This window comes from Gordonia sp. Swx-4 (assembly GCF_030316175.1).
In the GTDB taxonomy this organism is placed as follows: Bacteria; Actinomycetota; Actinomycetes; order Mycobacteriales; family Mycobacteriaceae; genus Gordonia; species Gordonia alkanivorans.
The window spans coordinates 2,189,707-2,208,277 of record NZ_CP128197.1; the positions used below are offsets into that span (position 1 = coordinate 2,189,707).

At 68.4% G+C, this 18,571-nt stretch carries 17 protein-coding genes and 1 tRNA gene; all 18 read left to right on the forward strand.

Going from position 1 to position 18,571, the window contains the following annotated elements; genetic code table 11:
- The first annotated feature begins 24 nt into the window (after positions 1 to 24).
- The 18 genes from PWF70_RS09870 (at position 25) to PWF70_RS09955 (ending at position 18,546) form a co-directional block, all read left to right on the forward strand.
- Complete coding sequence (locus PWF70_RS09870; protein WP_187346451.1) at positions 25 to 2,256, forward strand: HAD-IIA family hydrolase; 2,232 nt, start codon at positions 25 to 27, stop codon at positions 2,254 to 2,256.
- An 11-nt stretch (positions 2,257 to 2,267) separates the two neighbouring features.
- Positions 2,268 to 2,600, forward strand: coding sequence for a hypothetical protein (locus PWF70_RS09875; RefSeq protein ID WP_035752526.1), 333 nt, complete (start codon positions 2,268 to 2,270; stop codon positions 2,598 to 2,600).
- A 25-nt stretch (positions 2,601 to 2,625) separates the two neighbouring features.
- Positions 2,626 to 3,486, forward strand: coding sequence for a TlyA family RNA methyltransferase (locus PWF70_RS09880; RefSeq protein ID WP_035752229.1), 861 nt, complete (start codon positions 2,626 to 2,628; stop codon positions 3,484 to 3,486).
- Between the two features lie 82 nt (positions 3,487 to 3,568).
- Positions 3,569 to 4,588 carry an NAD kinase gene (locus PWF70_RS09885; RefSeq protein WP_006360840.1) on the forward strand — a complete coding sequence of 340 codons (1,020 nt, stop codon included), beginning with the start codon at positions 3,569 to 3,571 and terminating at the stop codon, positions 4,586 to 4,588.
- Between the two features lie 2 nt (positions 4,589 to 4,590).
- Positions 4,591 to 6,345 (forward strand): DNA repair protein RecN, encoded by a 1,755-nt coding sequence (recN, locus tag PWF70_RS09890; protein ID WP_075862582.1) that lies wholly within the window; start codon positions 4,591 to 4,593, stop codon positions 6,343 to 6,345.
- A gap of 101 nt (positions 6,346 to 6,446) precedes the next feature.
- Positions 6,447 to 7,634 (forward strand): putative cytokinetic ring protein SteA, encoded by a 1,188-nt coding sequence (steA, locus tag PWF70_RS09895; protein ID WP_035752234.1) that lies wholly within the window; start codon positions 6,447 to 6,449, stop codon positions 7,632 to 7,634.
- A 3-nt stretch (positions 7,635 to 7,637) separates the two neighbouring features.
- Entirely contained in the window at positions 7,638 to 8,573 is a 936-nt protein-coding gene (locus PWF70_RS09900) for a copper transporter (protein WP_035752236.1), read from the forward strand.
- A gap of 163 nt (positions 8,574 to 8,736) precedes the next feature.
- The gene (pyrG, locus tag PWF70_RS09905; RefSeq protein ID WP_075862581.1) at positions 8,737 to 10,521 is read left to right on the forward strand and encodes a CTP synthase; all 1,785 of its coding nucleotides are present in this window, start codon (positions 8,737 to 8,739) and stop codon (positions 10,519 to 10,521) included.
- 5 nt (positions 10,522 to 10,526) lie between these two features.
- On the forward strand, positions 10,527 to 11,150 hold the full coding sequence (locus tag PWF70_RS09910; protein WP_006360845.1) for an NUDIX domain-containing protein: 624 nt from the start codon (positions 10,527 to 10,529) through the stop codon (positions 11,148 to 11,150).
- A gap of 37 nt (positions 11,151 to 11,187) precedes the next feature.
- A complete protein-coding gene (xerD, locus tag PWF70_RS09915) occupies positions 11,188 to 12,105 on the forward strand; it encodes a site-specific tyrosine recombinase XerD (protein ID WP_006360846.1) in 918 nt (305 codons plus the stop codon).
- Between the two features lie 167 nt (positions 12,106 to 12,272).
- Entirely contained in the window at positions 12,273 to 13,214 is a 942-nt protein-coding gene (locus tag PWF70_RS09920) for a ParA family protein (RefSeq protein ID WP_006360847.1), read from the forward strand.
- Positions 13,211 to 14,140: a segregation and condensation protein A gene (locus tag PWF70_RS09925; RefSeq protein WP_035752239.1), complete on the forward strand. Its 930-nt coding sequence runs from the start codon at positions 13,211 to 13,213 to the stop codon at positions 14,138 to 14,140. The genes PWF70_RS09920 and PWF70_RS09925 overlap by 4 nt, the downstream gene beginning before the upstream one ends.
- Complete coding sequence (scpB, locus tag PWF70_RS09930) at positions 14,137 to 14,841, forward strand: SMC-Scp complex subunit ScpB (RefSeq protein WP_035752242.1); 705 nt, start codon at positions 14,137 to 14,139, stop codon at positions 14,839 to 14,841. Before PWF70_RS09925 ends, scpB begins: the two co-directional genes overlap by 4 nt.
- Before the next feature lie 36 nt (positions 14,842 to 14,877).
- The gene (locus tag PWF70_RS09935; protein WP_155225232.1) at positions 14,878 to 15,813 is read left to right on the forward strand and encodes a pseudouridine synthase; all 936 of its coding nucleotides are present in this window, start codon (positions 14,878 to 14,880) and stop codon (positions 15,811 to 15,813) included.
- Positions 15,810 to 16,505, forward strand: coding sequence for a (d)CMP kinase (cmk, locus tag PWF70_RS09940; RefSeq protein WP_035752244.1), 696 nt, complete (start codon positions 15,810 to 15,812; stop codon positions 16,503 to 16,505). The genes PWF70_RS09935 and cmk overlap by 4 nt, the downstream gene beginning before the upstream one ends.
- Positions 16,502 to 17,941, forward strand: coding sequence for a ribosome biogenesis GTPase Der (gene der / locus PWF70_RS09945; protein WP_035752246.1), 1,440 nt, complete (start codon positions 16,502 to 16,504; stop codon positions 17,939 to 17,941). Before cmk ends, der begins: the two co-directional genes overlap by 4 nt.
- 135 nt (positions 17,942 to 18,076) lie before the next feature.
- A complete protein-coding gene (locus tag PWF70_RS09950) occupies positions 18,077 to 18,343 on the forward strand; it encodes a GlsB/YeaQ/YmgE family stress response membrane protein (protein WP_042375713.1) in 267 nt (88 codons plus the stop codon).
- Positions 18,344 to 18,472: 129 nt separating this feature from the next.
- Positions 18,473 to 18,546, forward strand: a tRNA-Pro gene (locus PWF70_RS09955).
- Positions 18,547 to 18,571: the final 25 nt, after the last annotated feature.

Here is an 18,571-nt window from a genome sequence, read left to right on the forward strand (position 1 = left end):
GTTCGAGGGCATAGATTGGCAGCTATGAGTGATCGTGATCGTCCGCGTCGTGACGGACGCGGTGAACGTGATACGCGAGATCAGCGCGAGTCGCGGGGCCAGGGTGGCCCCCGAGGTCAGCGGGGATCCCGTGGCCAGGGCGACTCCAGCCGTGGTGATTCGGGCCGGGGGCGTCGCCCGGACCGTCCGGGGCGTGAGCGCGGCGACGGTGGCCGCCGGCAGCAGGGTCCGCCGCTACCCGATGACCTCAATGCGTCGGATCTCGATCCGGAAGTTCGTCGCGACCTGCTGACCCTCGACAAGGCGAATGCCGAGATCGTCGCGAAACACCTGGTGATGGTCTCGCGACTACTTCTCGAAGAGCCGGCTCTCGCCCTCGAGCATGCCCGTGCCGCACGAGGCCGTGCTTCCCGTGTCGGCGTGGTCCGGGAGACCACCGGTATCGCCGCGTACAACGCCGGCGAGTGGCAGGAGTCCGCCACCGAACTGCGTGCTGCCCGTCGTATCACCGGCAACAACGCGCTGCTGCCCCTCATCGCCGACTGCGAGCGTGGGCTGGGACGTCCAGAACGTGCCGTCGAGATCGCCCGTGGCGACGAGGGCCGTGCGCTCACCGGTGAGGAAGCCACCGAGATGCGGATCGTCGAAGCCGGTGCACGCATCGACCTCGGTGAGCCGGAGAAAGCGGTCGTGACGCTACAGGCCGAGAACCTCAAACCGGGTCAAGTGGGAACCGGGCCGGCACGCCTCTTCTACGCCTACGCATCGGCGCTGTACGCGTCCGGTCGCCGCGACGAGGCCATCACCTGGTTCATGAACGCGGCCGCCGCCGACATCGACGATGTCACCGACGCCGAGTTCCGCCTGACCGAGCTCGCGAACGACGACACACCCGTCGGGAACGGCGAGCCGGACGTCGACGGAGTCGACGTTCTCGCCGACAGCGCGGTGTCCGAGGTTCCGGCGGCCTCCGAGCAGGCGAAGCCGGAGGCGGTAACTGGAGAGCCTGTGACTGCCGAGCCTGCTCCGGCCGAGACGAGCCCGGCTCCCGAGCCCGTTGCTGACCCTGAGCCGGTGGCCGCACCTGAACCGGTGTCCGTGCCCGAGCCGATCGCTGCTCCTGAGCCGGTTACTGCACCCGAACGGGTCGCCTCTTCGGAGCCGGCCGACACCGACACGATCGACAGCCTGGAAGGCACTGCCGACCTGTCGGCGACGTCCAGCTACATAGAAGAGGGCAGTACCGGGTCGCAGGCACTCGTCGATCGATACGATGCGCTGCTACTGGACCTCGACGGAACCGTCTTCGCGGGCCACCAGGCACTGCCGAATGCGGTCGACACCCTCGACCGGCTCGACATACCTCGCTTCTTCGTGACGAACAATGCGAGTCGTCGTCCCGCAGAGGTCGCCGCCCACCTTCGTGAGCTCGGCTTCGATGCGACCGACGACCTCGTCGTCACCAGTGCTCAGTCGGGGGCGCGGTTGCTGTCCGAGCATCTCCCTCCGGGGTCGCGGGCGCTGGTCATCGGCACCGACGGGCTGGCGCAAGAGGTGCGCGAGGTCGGCATCGGCGTCACGCGCAGTGCCGACGACCGTCCCGCAGCCGTCATCCAGGGACACTCCACCGACACCGGTTGGGCCCAGCTGTCCGAGGCCGCGCTGGCGATCCGGGCCGGCGCCCTGTGGGTGGCCACCAATGTCGACGCCACACTGCCGTCCGAGCGCGGTCTGCTCGTCGGCAACGGTTCGATGGTCGCCGCACTGCGTAACGCCACCGGCAAGGAGCCGCTCGTCGCAGGCAAGCCGGCTGCCCCGCTGATGGCGGACGCGATCGCCCGTGCTGCGGCGAATTCACCGCTCGTCGTGGGCGACCGTCTCGACACCGACATCGAGGGCGCACACGCCGTCGGCATCGAGAGTGCACTGGTTCTCACGGGCGTCAGCACGGTCACCGACCTGCTGGCCGCTCCGCCGGAGCAGCGTCCCACCTACGTCATCGACGATCTGGCCGGCGTGTTCGACGAGATCGACGCGGTTCGCGTGGCCGATCAGCCGGGCTGGACCGTGAGCGTGGAGGCGTCCACCGTGACTGTCTCCGGCTCGGGCGACGTAATCGGACTCGTTCCTGCTCTGGCAGCTGCCACCTGGGCCGCGGTCGATGCGGGCACCGCTGATCCGGAGGAACTGCGGATTCGTGCCGAGGGCCCGGCGCGCGACAAGCTGGCGTCGCTGGGTGTCACCCTGGTCGGCTAGCGTGGGTGACGATGACTTATCCGAGTGACGAGAGCAGTCCTTCGGGCCTGAGCAGCGTTCCGACACCGAACAGCATGGCGCCCCGACCCGGTCCGGGCGCCATGCCGCGTCGTCAGTACGACCCGATGGCGGCACTCAACGACGATCCCTCGTCGGGCGCAGACGCCGCACTCGACCTGCCCGACGTCGAGGCCACCGTCTCCGAGCTCCTCGTGCAGGTCGACGATCTCCGGGAGTCGGTCGGTGACACCTTCTCGCTCGCTGCCCTCGAGCGTCAGGCCAACCTCCTCGAGCAGGCTCACGACGCCCTCACCGCGGCGCTCGACGCGGTGGACCGCCGATGATCCGACTCCGGACGCGGCACTGACGATGGCCACCAGAGCGCGACTCGACGCGGAACTCGTCCGGCGTGGCCTGGCCCGATCCCGGGAGCAGGCGCGCGAACTCGTCGATGCCGGCGTCGTGAAGGTCAACGGAACGGTGGCGGCGAAGGCCGCGACCGGTGTCACCAGGGATACCCCGATCGTCGTGGTGGAAGCACCGAAGGACGACTGGGCGTCGCGCGGCGCCCACAAACTCCTCGGTGCTCTCGAGGCGTTCGAGCCCCAAGGGCTGTCCCTGGCAGGTCGCCGATGCCTCGATGCAGGTGCCTCGACCGGCGGCTTCACCGATGTCCTGCTGCGTCGCGACGTCCGGGAGGTCGTCGCCGTGGATGTCGGTTACGGACAACTGATCTGGCGTCTGCAGAACGACGACCGCGTTCACGTACACGACCGCACCAACGTCCGGCACCTCGAACCGGAAGCGATCGGTGGTCCGGTGGACGTCGTGGTGGCCGACCTGTCCTTCATCTCGTTGGGACTCGTCCTGCCGGCGTTCGCGCGCTGCGCGGTGCCGGGTGCCGATCTGCTGCCCATGGTCAAGCCGCAGTTCGAGGTGGGCAAGGACCGCGTCGGCTCCGGCGGCGTCGTGCGCGACCCCGCTCTGCGTGCCGAGGCCGTGCTGGCGGTGGCGACAGAGGCGGCCGCACTCGGGCTCGTGACCCGTGGCGTCGTGGCCAGTCCGCTGCCGGGCCCGTCGGGCAACGTCGAGTTCTTCCTCTGGCTGCGCAACGAGCCCGGTGGCCGGGCGGGCGAGGAGTCGGGGGAGAGCGATAGGGTCGACCCGTCGGCATCGTCCGACGAACTCCGCTCCATGATCGAGCGTGCGGTCGCGGAGGGGCCGAGCTGAGTCCGAATCGGCCGGCGCCTGCTCATCTCGTTCCTGCTCGACCACACACGTCCGACCACACTTCTCTGGGAGGGAACCACCAGTGACCGACGATTCGGTAGCCGAGTCCGCCGGTGCCCGCGAGTTCTTGGTGGTCGCCCACACCGGACGCGAGAACGTCCTCGAGACGATCGAGGCCATCGCCCGCCACTGCGGTGCCGCCGGTGTCGCGCTGCGCGTCGTCGACCACGACACCCTCGACCGGGACGCCCCCGATCATGACGTGATCTACCGCAACCGCGACGATCAGCAGTCGCGACCCGGAAACGTACCCGTCGATCCCGAGTACCTCCGGTCCCTGGGCGCCGTGGTCGAGGTGACCACCGCCGAGTCCGCCTCGGCCGAGGGATGTGAGCTCGTCATCGTCCTCGGCGGCGACGGGACGTTTCTCCGCGCCGCCGAGTTGGCATGTCCGGCGGGGGTGCCCGTGCTGGGCATCAACCTCGGGCACATCGGCTTCCTCGCCGAATCGGAGGCGCACAAGGTCGACGAGGTGATGAATCAGCTCATCGCCCGCGACTACCGCATCGAACCGCGGATGACGCTCGAGATCGACATCGTCGACCCGGCCGACCCCGACCCGCCGACGGCGAGCAGCTGGGCGCTCAACGAGGTCGCGATCCTCAACACCAGCAAGAACGGTGTGCTCGAACTCGTCACCGAGGTCGATGGTCGCCCGGTATCGGCATTCGGCGCGGACGGCGTGCTGGTCGCGACCCCGACCGGGTCGACGGCCTACGCATTCTCCGCGGGCGGCCCGGTGATGTGGCCGGACCTCGAGGCCATCCTCGTGGTGCCCAACAACGCCCACGCGCTGTTCGCTCGGCCCATGGTGACGAGCCCGCGGTCGCGCATCGCCGTGGAAGTGGACAAGAACGGACGCTCGGCGGTGGCGCTGTGCGACGGCCGTCGAGCACTCGACGTGCCGGCCGGCGCCCGCGTCGAGGTCGTACGCAGCGATCGTTCGGTCAACTGGATCCGGATCGACTCCGATCCGTTCGCCGACCGGCTCGTGACCAAGTTCGCCCTCCCGGTCACGGGATGGCGAGGGAGGCAGGCATAGGGGTGCTCGAAGAACTGTCGATCACCGGACTCGGTGTCATCGAGGAGGCGCAGGCGCGTTTCCACCCGGGCTTCACGGTGCTGACCGGTGAGACCGGCGCGGGGAAGACGATGATCGTCACCAGCCTGCACCTGCTGTCGGGTGCGCGCGCCGACGCGACCCGCGTCCGAACAGGTAGCGCCAAGGCGATCGTCGAGGGTCGTTTCCGGCTGGCGAACGCCGAGGGCGTGCAGAAGGATCCGGTGGTCGCCGACATCCTCGACTCCACCGGAGCCGAACTCGACGACGACGACACCGTGATCGCGGTGCGCTCGGTGAGCGCCGACGGGCGCTCCCGCGCTCATCTGGGTGGCCGTTCGGTCCCCGCCGGCGTGATGGGTCAGCTCACCACCGCGGTCCTGGCCATCCACGGACAGAACGATCAGTTGCGTCTGCTTCGTCCGGAGCATCAGCGTGCGGCTCTCGACACGTTCGGCGGATCGAAGGCATCGTCCGCGCTGGAGGCCTACCGCAAGGCGCGGACCGCGTGGGTCGACATCCTCGACGAGCTCGATGCCCGTCGCGCCAACTACCGCGAGCTCGCACAGGAAGCCGACCGGCTCCGCTTCGGCATCGACGAGATCGCCGCGGTCGATCCGCTCCCGGGCGAGGACGAGGATCTGACCGCGACGATCAGGCGTCTGTCCGACCTCGAGTCCATCCGCGGGGCCGCCGATCAGGCCCACCACATCGTCGCCGGCGACTCGGGGGCATCGGTCATCGAGGGATTGGGCTCCGTCCGCACACTCCTCGAGGGCGCCGCCGACGACACCCTGCGAGGACTGGTCCCACGCGTCTCCGAGGCGCTCACCGTCATCACCGACGTGGGGGCCGAACTGACCGCGTTCACCTCGAGTCTCCCGGCGGATGCCGACGAACTCGACAAACTCCTGGCCCGCCAGGCCGAACTCAAGTCCCTCGTGCGCAAGTACGCACCCGACGTCGACGGCGTCATCGATTGGCGGCACAAGGCGCAGGCCCGACTCGCCGAGATCGAGGACCCGCGGGCATCCATCGAAGAGCTCGAGTCCGCGGCCGCTACGGCGCTGGAGAAGGTCGAGGCCGCTGCGGCCAAACTGCACTCGCTGCGCGTCAAGGCGGCGTCGTCGATGGCGGACAAGGTGTCCAAGGAGCTGAAGGGCCTCGCCATGGGCGACTCGGCTCTGGCGGTCTCCGTCAGTCCCGAACCCGCCTCGCCCGAGGACCGGCTCGCGATCACGGTCGCCGGGACCCGCGCCCATGCCGGGGCCGACGGAGCCGACAAGGTCGAGTTCGCGCTGGTCGCGCACCCCGGGGCCACGCCGCTCCCGATCGCGAAGTCGGCGTCGGGCGGTGAACTGTCGCGTGTGATGCTCGCGCTGGAGGTTGTCCTCGCCGCGCCGACCTCCGGTTCGGTCATGGTGTTCGACGAGGTCGACGCCGGCGTCGGCGGTCGTGCGGCGGTGGAGATCGGCAAGCGTCTCTCGCGGCTGGCCCGAGCCCATCAGGTCATCGTGGTCACGCACCTGCCGCAGGTCGCGGCTTTCGCCGACAACCACCTCGTGATCGGCAAGTCCAAGAAGGGTGCGCTGGTCACCAGCAGTGTGCGGACCCTCGACCGTGACGAGCGTGTCGCCGAACTCGCACGCATGCTCGCCGGCCTGGGGGAGTCCGACACCGGACGCGCGCACGCCGAGGAACTACTGGCCACCGCGGAGGCCGAACGGGCCGCGCACTGAACTCGGACGGGCTGGTGCCCGTGTTGCTTGTGTGACAAAAGTTTCTCGTGTTACGGCGCGCCTCCCGGGCTCCGTCGTGTGTTCGGTCAATCATTGCGGGCATGAAGATGCCTGCACTGCTCGCGCGTAACACCGAAGAACTGCCTGGCGTGACCGGTATCGCCAGGATCGACAAGAACACCAAGCGGCTGCTCAGTCGGGTCGGCCCGGGTGACATCGCCATCCTCGACGAGGTCGACCTCGACCGCGTCACCGCCGACGCCCTCGTCGAGGCCAACGTGGTCGCGGTGGTCAACGTCTCCCGCTCGATCACCGGCCGCTACCCGAACCTCGGCCCGGAGGTGCTCGTCGCCTCCGGCATCGTGCTCCTCGACGATGTGGGTCCGGAGATCTTCAAGCGTGTCAAGGACGGCGCCAAGGTGCGCGTCCACGACGACCGCCTGTTCGTCGGTGAGCGTCGACTGGCCCTGGGCACCGAGCTCGACGAGCGCGACATCGCCGACATCATGATCGGCGCCAAGGCGGGCCTCGTCGATCATCTGGAAGCGTTCTCGGGCAACACGATCGAGTTCATCCGCAGCGAGTCCCCGTTGCTGATCGACGGTGTCGGCGTGCCGGACATCGACGTCGACCTCGCCGGCCGGCACGTGATCATCGTCGGCGAAGGCGCCGACCGAGCCGCAGATCTGCGCGCACTCAAGCCGTTCATCAAGGAGTACCAGCCGGTGATGGTCGGCGTCGGTACCGGTGCCGACACCCTGACCAAGGCCGGCTACAAGCCCGCGATCATCGTCGGCGATCCGGAGAACATCAAGACCCCGACGCTGAAATCCGGTGCCCAGTTGGTCCTTCCGGCCGACACCGATGGCCACGCCGCAGGCCTCGAGCGCATCCAGGATCTCGGTATCGGTGCGACCACCTTCCCCGCGGCCGGTTCCGCGGAAGACCTCGCCCTGCTGCTGACCGACTACCACGGTGCCGACCTGATCGTCACCGTCGGCTACCCCGGCACGCTCGACGACTTCTTCGACCGTTCGCGTCGCGAGAGCAACCCGTCGATGTTCCTGACCCGCCTCAAGGTCGGACAGAAGCTCGTCGACGCGAAAGCCGTTGCGACGCTGTACCGCAGCCGCGTCTCAGGTGCCGCGATCGCATGTGTCGTCCTGGCCGCACTGGTCGCCGTGATCGCGGCGCTGCTGCTGTCCAACACCGGCGCCGACGTCACCGATTGGATTGTCACGCAGTGGAATGCGCTGCTCGACTGGGCACGAGAGGTCTGGAACCGATAGGCGATGATTTCGCTACGACAGCATGCGATCTCACTGGTCGCGGTATTCCTGGCATTGGCGCTCGGACTGTTCCTCGGCTCGGGGTTCGTCGGCGATCGCGTGAACTCGATGACCGGCACCAGCCGGGACCGCATCGGTGATCTCGAGAACCAGCGCGACGACCTGAACGCGAAACTGAACGCGGCCAACAGTTTCGACCTGGCGATCGGGCCCCGGCTCATCGCCAACACTCTGCGCGGCCAGTCGGTTCTCGTGGTGACCGCGCCGAACGCGGCCGAGGCCGACGTGGACGCCGTGAAGGAGAACATCTCGGGCGCCGGCGCGCGCTTCGCCGGTCAGATCGCGCTGACCGAGTCCCTCCTGAGCGACCAGAACGCCGAGCAGCTGCGCACCATCGTTGACCAGACGATCCCGCCGGGAGCGATCCTGCGTGCCGAGCTGACCGACTCGGGCAGCCGGGCCGGCGACCTGCTCGGAACACTCGTGCTCTCCGGGAAGACGACCCGCCCAGCGTCGTCCGCGGACCGCCGGACCGGGTTGGCCGCCCTGCGTGACGGTGGGTTCATCGACTACGCCAACAACGCCGTCACACCGGCCGATCTGATGGTTGTCGTGACCGGCGACGAGTTCGGCCCCGACTCGGGCGCCCAGGGTGCTGTGGTCGCACGCCTGGCCGCGGCGGCATCCGTCCGTGGCGTGGGCGGAGTGCTCGTCGGTCGGACCGGTTCGGCGAACGGCGGCTCACCGATCGCCGTGGTCCGCGCCGACCCGTCGTTGACCAACGCCGTGTCCACCGTCGACAACGTCGATCAGCCGACCGGCCTGATCACCACCGTCCTGGCGCTCGCCGCCGAGGGCAAGGGTGCGACCGGGTCCTACGGAACCGGCGCCGGCGCCACCGCGGTCACCGTCGGGGCCGACGGCAAGCCGGCCGCCTGACACCATCGGGACCGCCGCAATCGAGCCGATCACGTCGTCGGAGTGAGTACCGCCACGCCGCGCGTCGGTGTGGCGGTACAGCGCGGCGGCACAGTGGTGTTACCCTGGAGTCCCGTAGGTAATCAGGGCATCCGCCCCGATTCGGCCGACGGGAGACACGCTTTTGCGACCTTTGCGACACGTTCACGACACCAAGCACATCTTCGTCACTGGTGGCGTCGCTTCTTCACTGGGTAAGGGCCTCACGGCCTCGAGCCTGGGTCAACTTCTCACTTCTCGGGGCCTACGGGTCACGATGCAGAAGCTCGATCCCTATCTGAACGTCGATCCCGGCACGATGAACCCGTTCCAGCACGGAGAGGTCTTCGTGACCGAGGACGGCGCCGAGACCGACCTCGACGTCGGACACTACGAGCGCTTCCTGGACCGCAACCTCTCGCAGTCGGCGAATGTGACCACGGGACAGGTGTATTCGACGGTCATCGCCAAGGAGCGACGCGGCGAGTACCTCGGTGAGACCGTGCAGGTCATCCCGCACATCACCGACGAGCTCAAGTCCCGTGTGCTGGCCATGGGCGAGCCCGACGCCGACGGCGAGGTTCCCGACGTCGTCATCACCGAGATCGGTGGCACGGTCGGCGACATCGAGTCGCTCCCGTTCATCGAGGCTGCGCGCCAGGTGCGCCACGAGGTCGGTCGCGACAACGTCTTCTTCCTCCACGTCTCGCTGGTCCCGTACCTCGCGCCGTCGGGTGAGCTGAAGACCAAGCCGACCCAGCATTCGGTCGCCGCGCTGCGCAACGTCGGTATCCAGCCCGACGCGCTGATCCTGCGCTGCGACCGCGACGTGCCCGAGGGACTCAAGAAGAAGATCGCGCTGATGTGCGACGTCGAGCTCGACGGCGTGATCTCGACCCCCGACGCGCCGTCGATCTACGACATCCCCAAGGTGCTGCACAACGAGCACCTCGACGCTTATGTGGTCCGCAAGCTCGGGCTGCCGTTCCGCGATGTCGACTGGACGGTCTGGGGCGAGCTGCTCCACCGCGTCCACGAGCCGCGCGAGACGGTGCGGGTCGCGCTGGTCGGCAAGTACGTCGACCTGCCCGACGCCTACCTGTCGGTCACCGAGGCCATCCGTGCCGGCGGCTTCGCCTGGAAGGCGCGCACCGAGATCAAATGGGTGCCGTCGGATGACTGCGACACCCCGGCGGGTGCGCAGGCCGCACTCGGCGACGTCGACGCGATCCTGATCCCCGGCGGCTTCGGCATCCGCGGCATCGAGGGCAAGGTCGGCGCGATCTCGTATGCACGCCGCCGGGGCATCCCGCTGCTCGGTCTGTGCCTGGGTCTCCAGTGCGTGGTCATCGAGGCGGCACGCTCGGTGGGTCTCGACGAGGCCAGCTCGACGGAGTTCGATCCCGACACCCCGCATCCGGTCATCTCGACCATGGCCGACCAGGCCGACGCGGTCGCCGGCGAGGCGGACCTGGGTGGCACGATGCGCCTCGGCGCCTACGACGCCGTCCTGAAGGCGGGTTCGGTCGTGGCCGAGTCCTACGGCTCCCGTGAGGTGTCCGAGCGTCACCGTCACCGCTTCGAGGTCAACAACGCCTACCGCGACAAGATCGCCGATTCGGGTCTGGTCTTCTCGGGCACCTCGCCCGACGGGCACCTCGTCGAGTTCGTCGAGTACCCGAAGTCGGTTCATCCGTTCTTCGTCGCCACCCAGGCGCACCCGGAGCTCAAGAGCCGGCCGACCCGTCCCCATCCGCTGTTCCGCTCGTTCATCGAGGCGGCACTGAAATACAAGGCAGCCGAACGGCTTCCGGTGGATCTCGGTGACGACTACGAGTCGAACGACGCGCCCGCCGACACCGTCGCGGCGGTCAACGACGTCACCGTCGAGCCGGTCGCCGGGATCGACCAGACCGGCACCGAGGGCTGACGGGCTTGGGTGGCCACGAGTTCGACGTCACCGGCACCCGCACCGTCTACGACGGGGCGATCATCACGCTGCGCGTCGACGACGTGGCCATGCCCGGGGGACGTATCGCGGAGCGGGAGGTCGTCGAGCACTTCGGTGCGGTGGCGGTCCTCGCCCGTGACGAGAACGGCCGGATCGCGATGGTGCGTCAGTACCGGCATCCGATCGGCCGTCGACTTCTCGAGTTGCCTGCCGGCCTTCTCGACCAGGACGGTGAGGCACCGCTGACGGCGGCGCAGCGCGAACTGGCCGAGGAGGCCGACCTGGCCGCCGGCACCTGGCACGTGCTCGTCGACCTGGCGTTGTCGCCGGGGTTCACCGACGAGGCGCTCCGTCTCTACCTCGCCGAGGACCTGCATCACCTCGACGAGGCGGAGCGCGTCGACGAGGAAGCCGACCTGGAGGTCGAATGGGTGCCGCTCGACGACGCCGTCGCGATGGTGCTGGCCGGGGAGATCGTGAACGCCACGAGCGTCGCGGGCATCCTGGCCGCCACGGCGGCGGAACGGTCGGGGACCGGTCTACGGGGCGTCGACGCGCCGTGGACCGACGAACCCACCGCGCTTCGCGATCGTCGGCGCCGCTCGTGAGTACCCCAGCCGTGAGTACCCGAGCGGTGGGTCGCCTGTGACGATCGCCGCCGACATCTCGCGTTTCCTCGATCACCTCACCGTCGAACGGGGTGCGGCGGCCAACACGGTGTCCTCGTATCGCCGGGACCTCGAGCGGTACAAGCGGTATCTCGAATCGCGCGACATCGCGTCGCTGGACGCGGTGGCCGAGGAGGACGTGCGCGAGTTCCTCGTCGATCTTCGTCGAGGTGATCCCGATGCCGGGTTCACGCCACTCGCGGACAGCTCGATTGCGCGAACCCTGGTGGCGACGAGGCGTTTTCACAAGTTCGCAGTCGAGGAGGGGATCGTCACGACCGACGTCGCGCATGCGGTCCGTCCGCCGCGTCCGGCGCGGCGTCTGCCGAAGTCGCTACCGGTCGACGAGGTGCTGGCGATCCTGGAGGCCGCCGGCGCCGACGACCATCCCCGCGCCCTGCGCGACCGTGCCCTGCTGGAGTTCCTCTACAGCTGCGGAGCCCGCATCTCCGAGGCGACCTCACTCGACATCGACGACCTCGACCTCGACACCCGGGCGGTGCGTCTGCGGGGCAAGGGCGGCAAGGAACGTCTCGTCCCGCTCGGCGGACCGGCGATCGACGCCATCGACGCCTACCTGGTCCGCGGTCGTCCCGCGCTGGTGTCGCGGGCGACGCCGGCGCTGTTCCTCAACGCCCGGGGTGGGCGCCTCTCCCGGCAGTCGGCCTGGCAGGTACTGGTCACCGCCGCCGAACGTGCCGGGCTGGACAAGGCGGTTTCCCCGCATACGTTGCGGCACAGCTTCGCGACGCATCTGCTCGACGGCGGCGCCGACGTCCGCGTCGTCCAAGAGCTCCTCGGGCACGCATCCGTGACCACCACGCAGGTGTACACACTCGTGACGGTGAACACGATGCGTGAGGTCTATGCCGTCGCACATCCGCGTGCCCGCTGACCGCGCGCCGACCGCGGGTGAACGTCCGCGATGTCCTAGGCTGATACGAGTCGTCGACCAGGGACCGGCATCCGCCGCCCGGCCGACACGCATCGGACACCGAAGAGTGAAGGGAGCGGCGGGCACGTGACCACTCCGAGCGCACCGCGGTCTGGCACCCGCCTCGAGTGTTCGGGGACGCGGTCGTGACCTCCGCGGGGGATCAGTACAGGATCCAGGTCTCACCGGGTCATGACGCCGACGAGGTCGACCACCACGCGGCCGACGAGATCGGCCCCACCGGACGTCCCTATCGCGAGGTTCCCGAACCGCGACCCCTCGACCGTCACGGTCCGGCGACGGTCATCGCCGTCTGCAACCAGAAGGGCGGGGTCGGCAAGACCACCTCGACCATCAACCTCGGTGCCGCGCTCGCCGAGTACGGCCGTCGCGTCCTGCTCGTCGACCTCGACCCGCAGGGTGCGTTGTCCGCGGGTCTGGGTGTGCCGCACCACGAACTCGAGCAGACGGTCTACAACCTCCTCGTCCCGCCGCAGGTGGCCACCGACGAGGTGCTGATGCGGACACGCGTCGAGGGACTCGACCTCCTGCCGAGCAACATCGACCTCTCGGCAGCGGAGATCCAGCTCGTCACCGAGGTGGGGCGCGAACAGTCCCTGGGCCGTGCGCTGCACCCCGTCCTGGACCGCTACGACGTGGTGCTCATCGACTGCCAGCCGTCGCTGGGCCTGCTCACCGTGAACGCCCTCGCCTGCTCGGACACCGTGCTCATCCCGATGGAGTGCGAGTATTTCTCGCTGCGCGGCCTGGCGCTGCTCACCGACACGATCAACAAGGTGCGCGACCGTCTCAACCCGCGCCTGGACCTCGGGGGCATCCTCGTCACCATGTTCGACGCCCGCACGCTGCACTCCCGCGAGGTGATGGCGCGTGTCGTCGAGGTGTTCGGCGAGGCCGTCTACGACACCGTGATCTCCCGTACGGTCCGTTTCCCGGAGACGAGCGTCGCCGGTGAACCGATCACGTCCTGGGCACCCCGCTCGGCCGGCGCGAAGGCGTACCGGGCGCTGGCGCGCGAGGTGATCGCGCGCAACCTCAAGGGCGCATGACCGTCGACACCGACCCGGCCGTGTCCGATCCTTCTGCACCCGAGGTGGACGGACCCGATGCGCCGGCGCCGGTCGAGGTGTCGGAGCCGGTCGGCGACACCCCCGCGGAGAACGACGCCGCTGAATCCGAGGCCCCCGAATCCGGTTTCCGCGTCAAACTCCGCAACTTCGAGGGCCCGTTCGACCTGCTGCTGAACCTGATCTCGCAGCACCGGCTCGATGTCACCGAGGTCGCGCTGCACGTGGTGACCGACGACTTCATCGCCTACACCCGCGAGCTCGGACCGGAGGTCGGGCTCGACCAGACCACCGAGTTCCTCGTCGTGGCGGCCACGCTGCTCGATCTCAAGGCGGCACGGCTGCTGCCGTCGGGCGAGGTCGACGACCCCGAGGACCTCGCACTCCTCGAAGCCCGTGACCTGCTGTTCGCCCGACTGCTCCAGTACCGCGCGTACAAGCAGGTGGCACAGTTGTTCGGCGAGCTGGAAGCCGCTGCGCTGCAACGCTATCCGCGCGCAGTCTCGCTGGAGCAGCGGTTCGAGGACCTGCTGCCGGAGGTCACGCTCGGCGTCGACGCGAACGGGTTCGTGCAGGTGGCCGCGACCGCGCTGACCCCGCGGCCGGTGCCGACCGTCGGACTCGACCATCTCCACGACGTCCAGTCGGTGTCGGTGCCCGGTCAGGCCCGGCGGATGGCGGCTTTGCTGAGCGCGTCGGTCGGGGAGTGGGTCCACTTCCGCGATCTCACCGCCGACTGCGAGAGTGGGCTGGAGATCGTCGGTAGCTTCCTGGGTCTGTTGGAGCTCTACCGCGAGCAGGCCATTACCTTCGAACAACCCGAGGCGCTCGGCGATCTCGCCGTGATGTGGACCGGTGAGCGCCAGATCGACGACCTGCGCATCGACAAGGCAGAGGACTACGGATGACCGACGGACCGATCGACGACGCCGACGACGTGAACGACGAGGCGGTGGCCGACGAGGCCGAGGTCCTCGACGATGAAACCCTGCGGTCGGCGCTGGAGGCCGTGCTGCTCGTCGTCGACACCCCGGTGACCACCGAGGAGCTGGCCAATGCCGTCGACCAGGACCGGACACGGGTGCGCGAGATGCTCAATGCCATGTCGTCGGAGTTCACCGCGGCGCGCAGCGGTTTCGACCTGCGTTTCGCCGGCGACGGCTGGCGCTTCTACACGCGGGCCGACTACGCGCCGTATGTGGAGCGATTGCTGCTCGACGGAGCGCGGTCCAAGCTGACGCGCGCGGCCCTGGAGACGCTCGCGGTGATCGCCTACCGGCAGCCGGTGACGCGTGCGCGTGTCAGCGCGATCCGTGGTGTGAACGTCGACGGTGTGATCCGGACGCTCGTCGCCCGCGGCCTGATCAACGAGGTCGGCCAGGACCCGCAGACCAACGCCACGACCTACGCGACCACCGAGATGTTCCTGGAGCGGCTCGGCCTGGCCTCGCTGTCCGAACTGCCCGATCTGGCGCCGCTGCTGCCCGACGTCGACCTCATCGACGACCTCGACGAGGAGTTGTTGTCGGATCCCCGATTCGCCAAATTGTCACCTCAGCCGTCAGACTCGAAGGTACTGGCCACCGACGGTGACCTGAACGATGACTAGATCCGCATGGATCTGCCGAACACAGGATTGAGAACAATGGCTTCCGCTGGCCGAGATGGCTCACCGGGAAAACGCCGTAAGGGCGCCCCCGCACAGCAACCGCGAACGAAGAAGACGCACCGCAAGGGGTCGTCGAAACCCAACGCCGACGTCGGGAAGATCCGGCTCAACAACGCCCGGCCCGCACGCCACCAGGTGGCACCGGAGCAGGTGAGCGGCAACGGGCCGGAATTCGTCGCAGACGGTGTCCGACTCCAGAAGGTCCTGGCACAGGCGGGTGTGGCCTCGCGCCGCGGCGCCGAGGAGATGATCGCCGCCGGACGTGTGAAGGTCGACGGCAAGGTCGTCACCGAGCAGGGTCTGCGCATCAACCCCGACACCGCGATCATCCACGTCGACGATGCGCGCGTGATCATGGACGAGACCAAGCAGTATCTCGCCTTCAACAAGCCCAAGGGCTGGCAGTCGACCATGGCCGACGACCAGGGCCGGCCGTGCGTCGGTGACGTGGTCGCCGAACGCGTGATGGCCGGACAGCGCCTGTTCCACGTCGGCCGGCTCGATGCCGACACCGAGGGCCTGCTGCTCCTGACCAACGACGGCGAGCTGGCCCACCGGCTGATGCACCCGTCGTTCGAGGTGCCCAAGACCTACCTGGCGACCCTGAAGGGTGAGGTGCCGCGCGCGATCGCTCGTCACCTGCGCGAGGGCATCGAACTCGAAGACGGCCCGGTAAAGGTCGACAAGTTCACCGTCATCGAGGTCCACGAGGGACAGTCGCTGGTGCGCATCACCCTGCACGAGGGACGCAACCGCATCGTGCGCCGCATGATGGACGAGGTCGGTTTCCCGGTCACGAAACTCGTTCGCACCCATGTGGGTACGGTCGCGCTGGGGGAGCAGCGACCCGGTAGCCTGCGTGTCCTCGGCAGCGACGAGGTCGGCGGCCTGTACAAGGCGGTCGGACTGTGACCGCTGGCACGACGCGCGTCGTCGCCATCGACGGGCCGGCCGGTACGGGCAAGTCGTCGGTGTCGAAGCTGCTCGCCGACAAGGTCGGCGCCAGCTATCTCGACACCGGGGCGATGTACCGCGCGGTGACCTTGGCGGTTCTCGACGCCGGTGTGGCACTTGACGATCCGGCCGGTATCGCCCGGGTTGTCGACGCGGTCGACATCGAGCTGATCCCCAACGGCGACGGGTCGTCGACGGTGCTGCTCGACGGTCGCGACGTGTCCGGGCCGATCCGGACCGACCATGTCACCAGTGCGGTGTCGGCGGTGTCCGCGGTTCCCGAGGTGCGCACCAAACTCGTTGCGCTGCAGCGACAGAACGCGCAGGGGCGCTTCGTGGTGGTCGAGGGTCGCGACATCGGGACCGTGGTGTTCCCGGCGGCCGACGTCAAGATCTTCCTGACCGCCACGCCGGAGGCACGAGCCGACCGGCGGCACAAGCAGAATCTGGCCGCGGGACGCGACAGCGATTACGCAGCGGTCCTGGACAGCGTGAACCGCCGCGACCATCTGGATTCGACGCGCGCGGTGTCTCCGCTGCGTGCCGCCGATGACGCCGTCGTCGTCGACACCAGTGACAAGACCCTCATGGAGGTGCTCGACGAACTGAGCGGCCTCGTCGAGACCCGGATCGGAGTATCAGAACGGTGAGCGACAACTTCGAGACCGACCTGGCGGCATTGCCCGGAGACGGTATCTGGTCGGACGAATCCGACTGGCAGCTGACCGATATCGAGGGCGCCGACGGCGCCGCCGAGGTCGAGCACATGCCGGTGCTGGCGATCGTCGGACGCCCCAACGTGGGCAAGTCCACTCTCGTCAACCGAATCCTCGGCCGGCGTGAGGCCGTGGTCGAGGACATCCCGGGTGTCACGCGTGACCGCGTGTCCTACTCGGCGAGCTGGTCCGGACGTAGCTTCACGGTCGTCGACACCGGCGGCTGGGAGCCCGACGCGAAGGGCCTGCAGCAGGCCGTCGCGGCCCAGGCCGAACTCGCGATGCGGACCGCCGACGTGATCGTCGTGGTCGTCGACGCGACCGTCGGTGCCACCGCGACCGATGAAGCCGTGGCGCGCGTTCTGCGCCGGTCCAAGACGCCGGTGATCCTGTGCGCCAACAAGGTCGACAGCGAGCGGATGGAGGCCGACACGGCTGCCCTGTGGTCGCTGGGACTCGGTGAACCGCACCCGGTGTCGGCGGCGCACGGCCGTGGTGCCGGTGACCTGCTCGACGTCATCCTGCAGAAGCTGCCCGCGACTCCGCGCGAGACCCCGGTGCTGGGCGGCCCGCGTCGTGTGGCACTCGTCGGCAAGCCGAACGTGGGCAAGAGCTCGCTGCTGAACAAGCTGGCCGGCACCGAGCGTTCGGTGGTGGACAACGTCGCCGGTACGACCGTCGACCCGGTCGACGAGATCGTCGAACTGGGCGGCAAGGTCTGGAATTTCGTCGACACCGCAGGCCTGCGCCGCAAGGTGCGTACCGCGAGTGGTCACGAGTACTACGCCTCGCTGCGCACGCGGGCGGCCCTCGACGCCGCCGAGGTGGCGATCCTGCTGATCGATGCCTCGCAGCCGATCACCGAGCAGGATCTGCGCGTGCTCTCGCTCATCATCGAGAGCGGCCGTGCCCTGGTCATCGCCTTCAACAAGTGGGATCTGGTCGACGAGGATCGTCGCTATCAGCTCGACAAGGAGATCGACCGCGAGCTCGCCCGCGTGCCGTGGGCGCGTCGGGTGAACATCTCGGCGTCGACCGGTCGTTCGGTGCAGAAGCTGGTGCCGGCGATGGAGAGCGCGCTCGAGGCGTGGGACAAGCGCATCTCGACCGGGCCGCTGAACAGCTGGCTCAAGGACGTCATCGCGGCCAACCCGCCGCCTCTGCGCGGTGGTCGTCAGCCGCGCGTGATGTTCGCGACCCAGGCGTCGGTGCGACCGCCGACCTTCGTGCTGTTCACCACCGGCTTCCTCGAGGCCGGTTATCGCCGCTTCCTGGAGCGTCGTCTGCGCGAGGAGTTCAACTTCGACGGTTCACCGGTGCGCATCAACGTGCGTGTGCGCGACAAGCGGGAGCAGCGCCGCAAGCGCTGACCGCCTCCGCAAGCCCACCTCTTTTCGGTAAACCCGCCGCCTCCTCGGCTGGAGCGTTTACCGAAAAAGGGTGGGTTTGTGCGTTCCTGGTGCGGCTGTGACTGATGTGGGAGGCGCTGTGAGATACTGCCTCTCGTGCTCATCTTGGCAAGCATCGTCTTCGGAATGGTCATCGGTGCTCTGGCTCAGCTCATCATCGGTGGCAAGAACATGTGGAGTATCGACTGGGGTCTGGCGCTCGTCGCCGGCGTCGTCGGCTCCTTCATCGGCGGGTTGCTGATCAGCCTGATCACCGGTCACGGCATCGAACTCCACGCCAGCGGCATCATCGGTTCGCTCGTCGGCGCGCTCATCGTCACCGGCGGCTGGATCTGGTTCAAGAAGCGCTCCTCGACCAACTGACCGGCGGAGGCCGACGAGTCGGGGAACACCCCTTCTGACCAGGCGATTGGTACAGAACAGCACTCGTCGGCTAGTCTTTAATCCGCCCGCTCCGGTGGGCAGTCGAAAGACCGAGAGGTCCGAAGACAACGGGCTGTGGCGCAGTTTGGTAGCGCACTTGACTGGGGGTCAAGTGGTCGCAGGTTCAAATCCTGTCAGCCCGACAATATGGCCAGCACCGACGGTGCT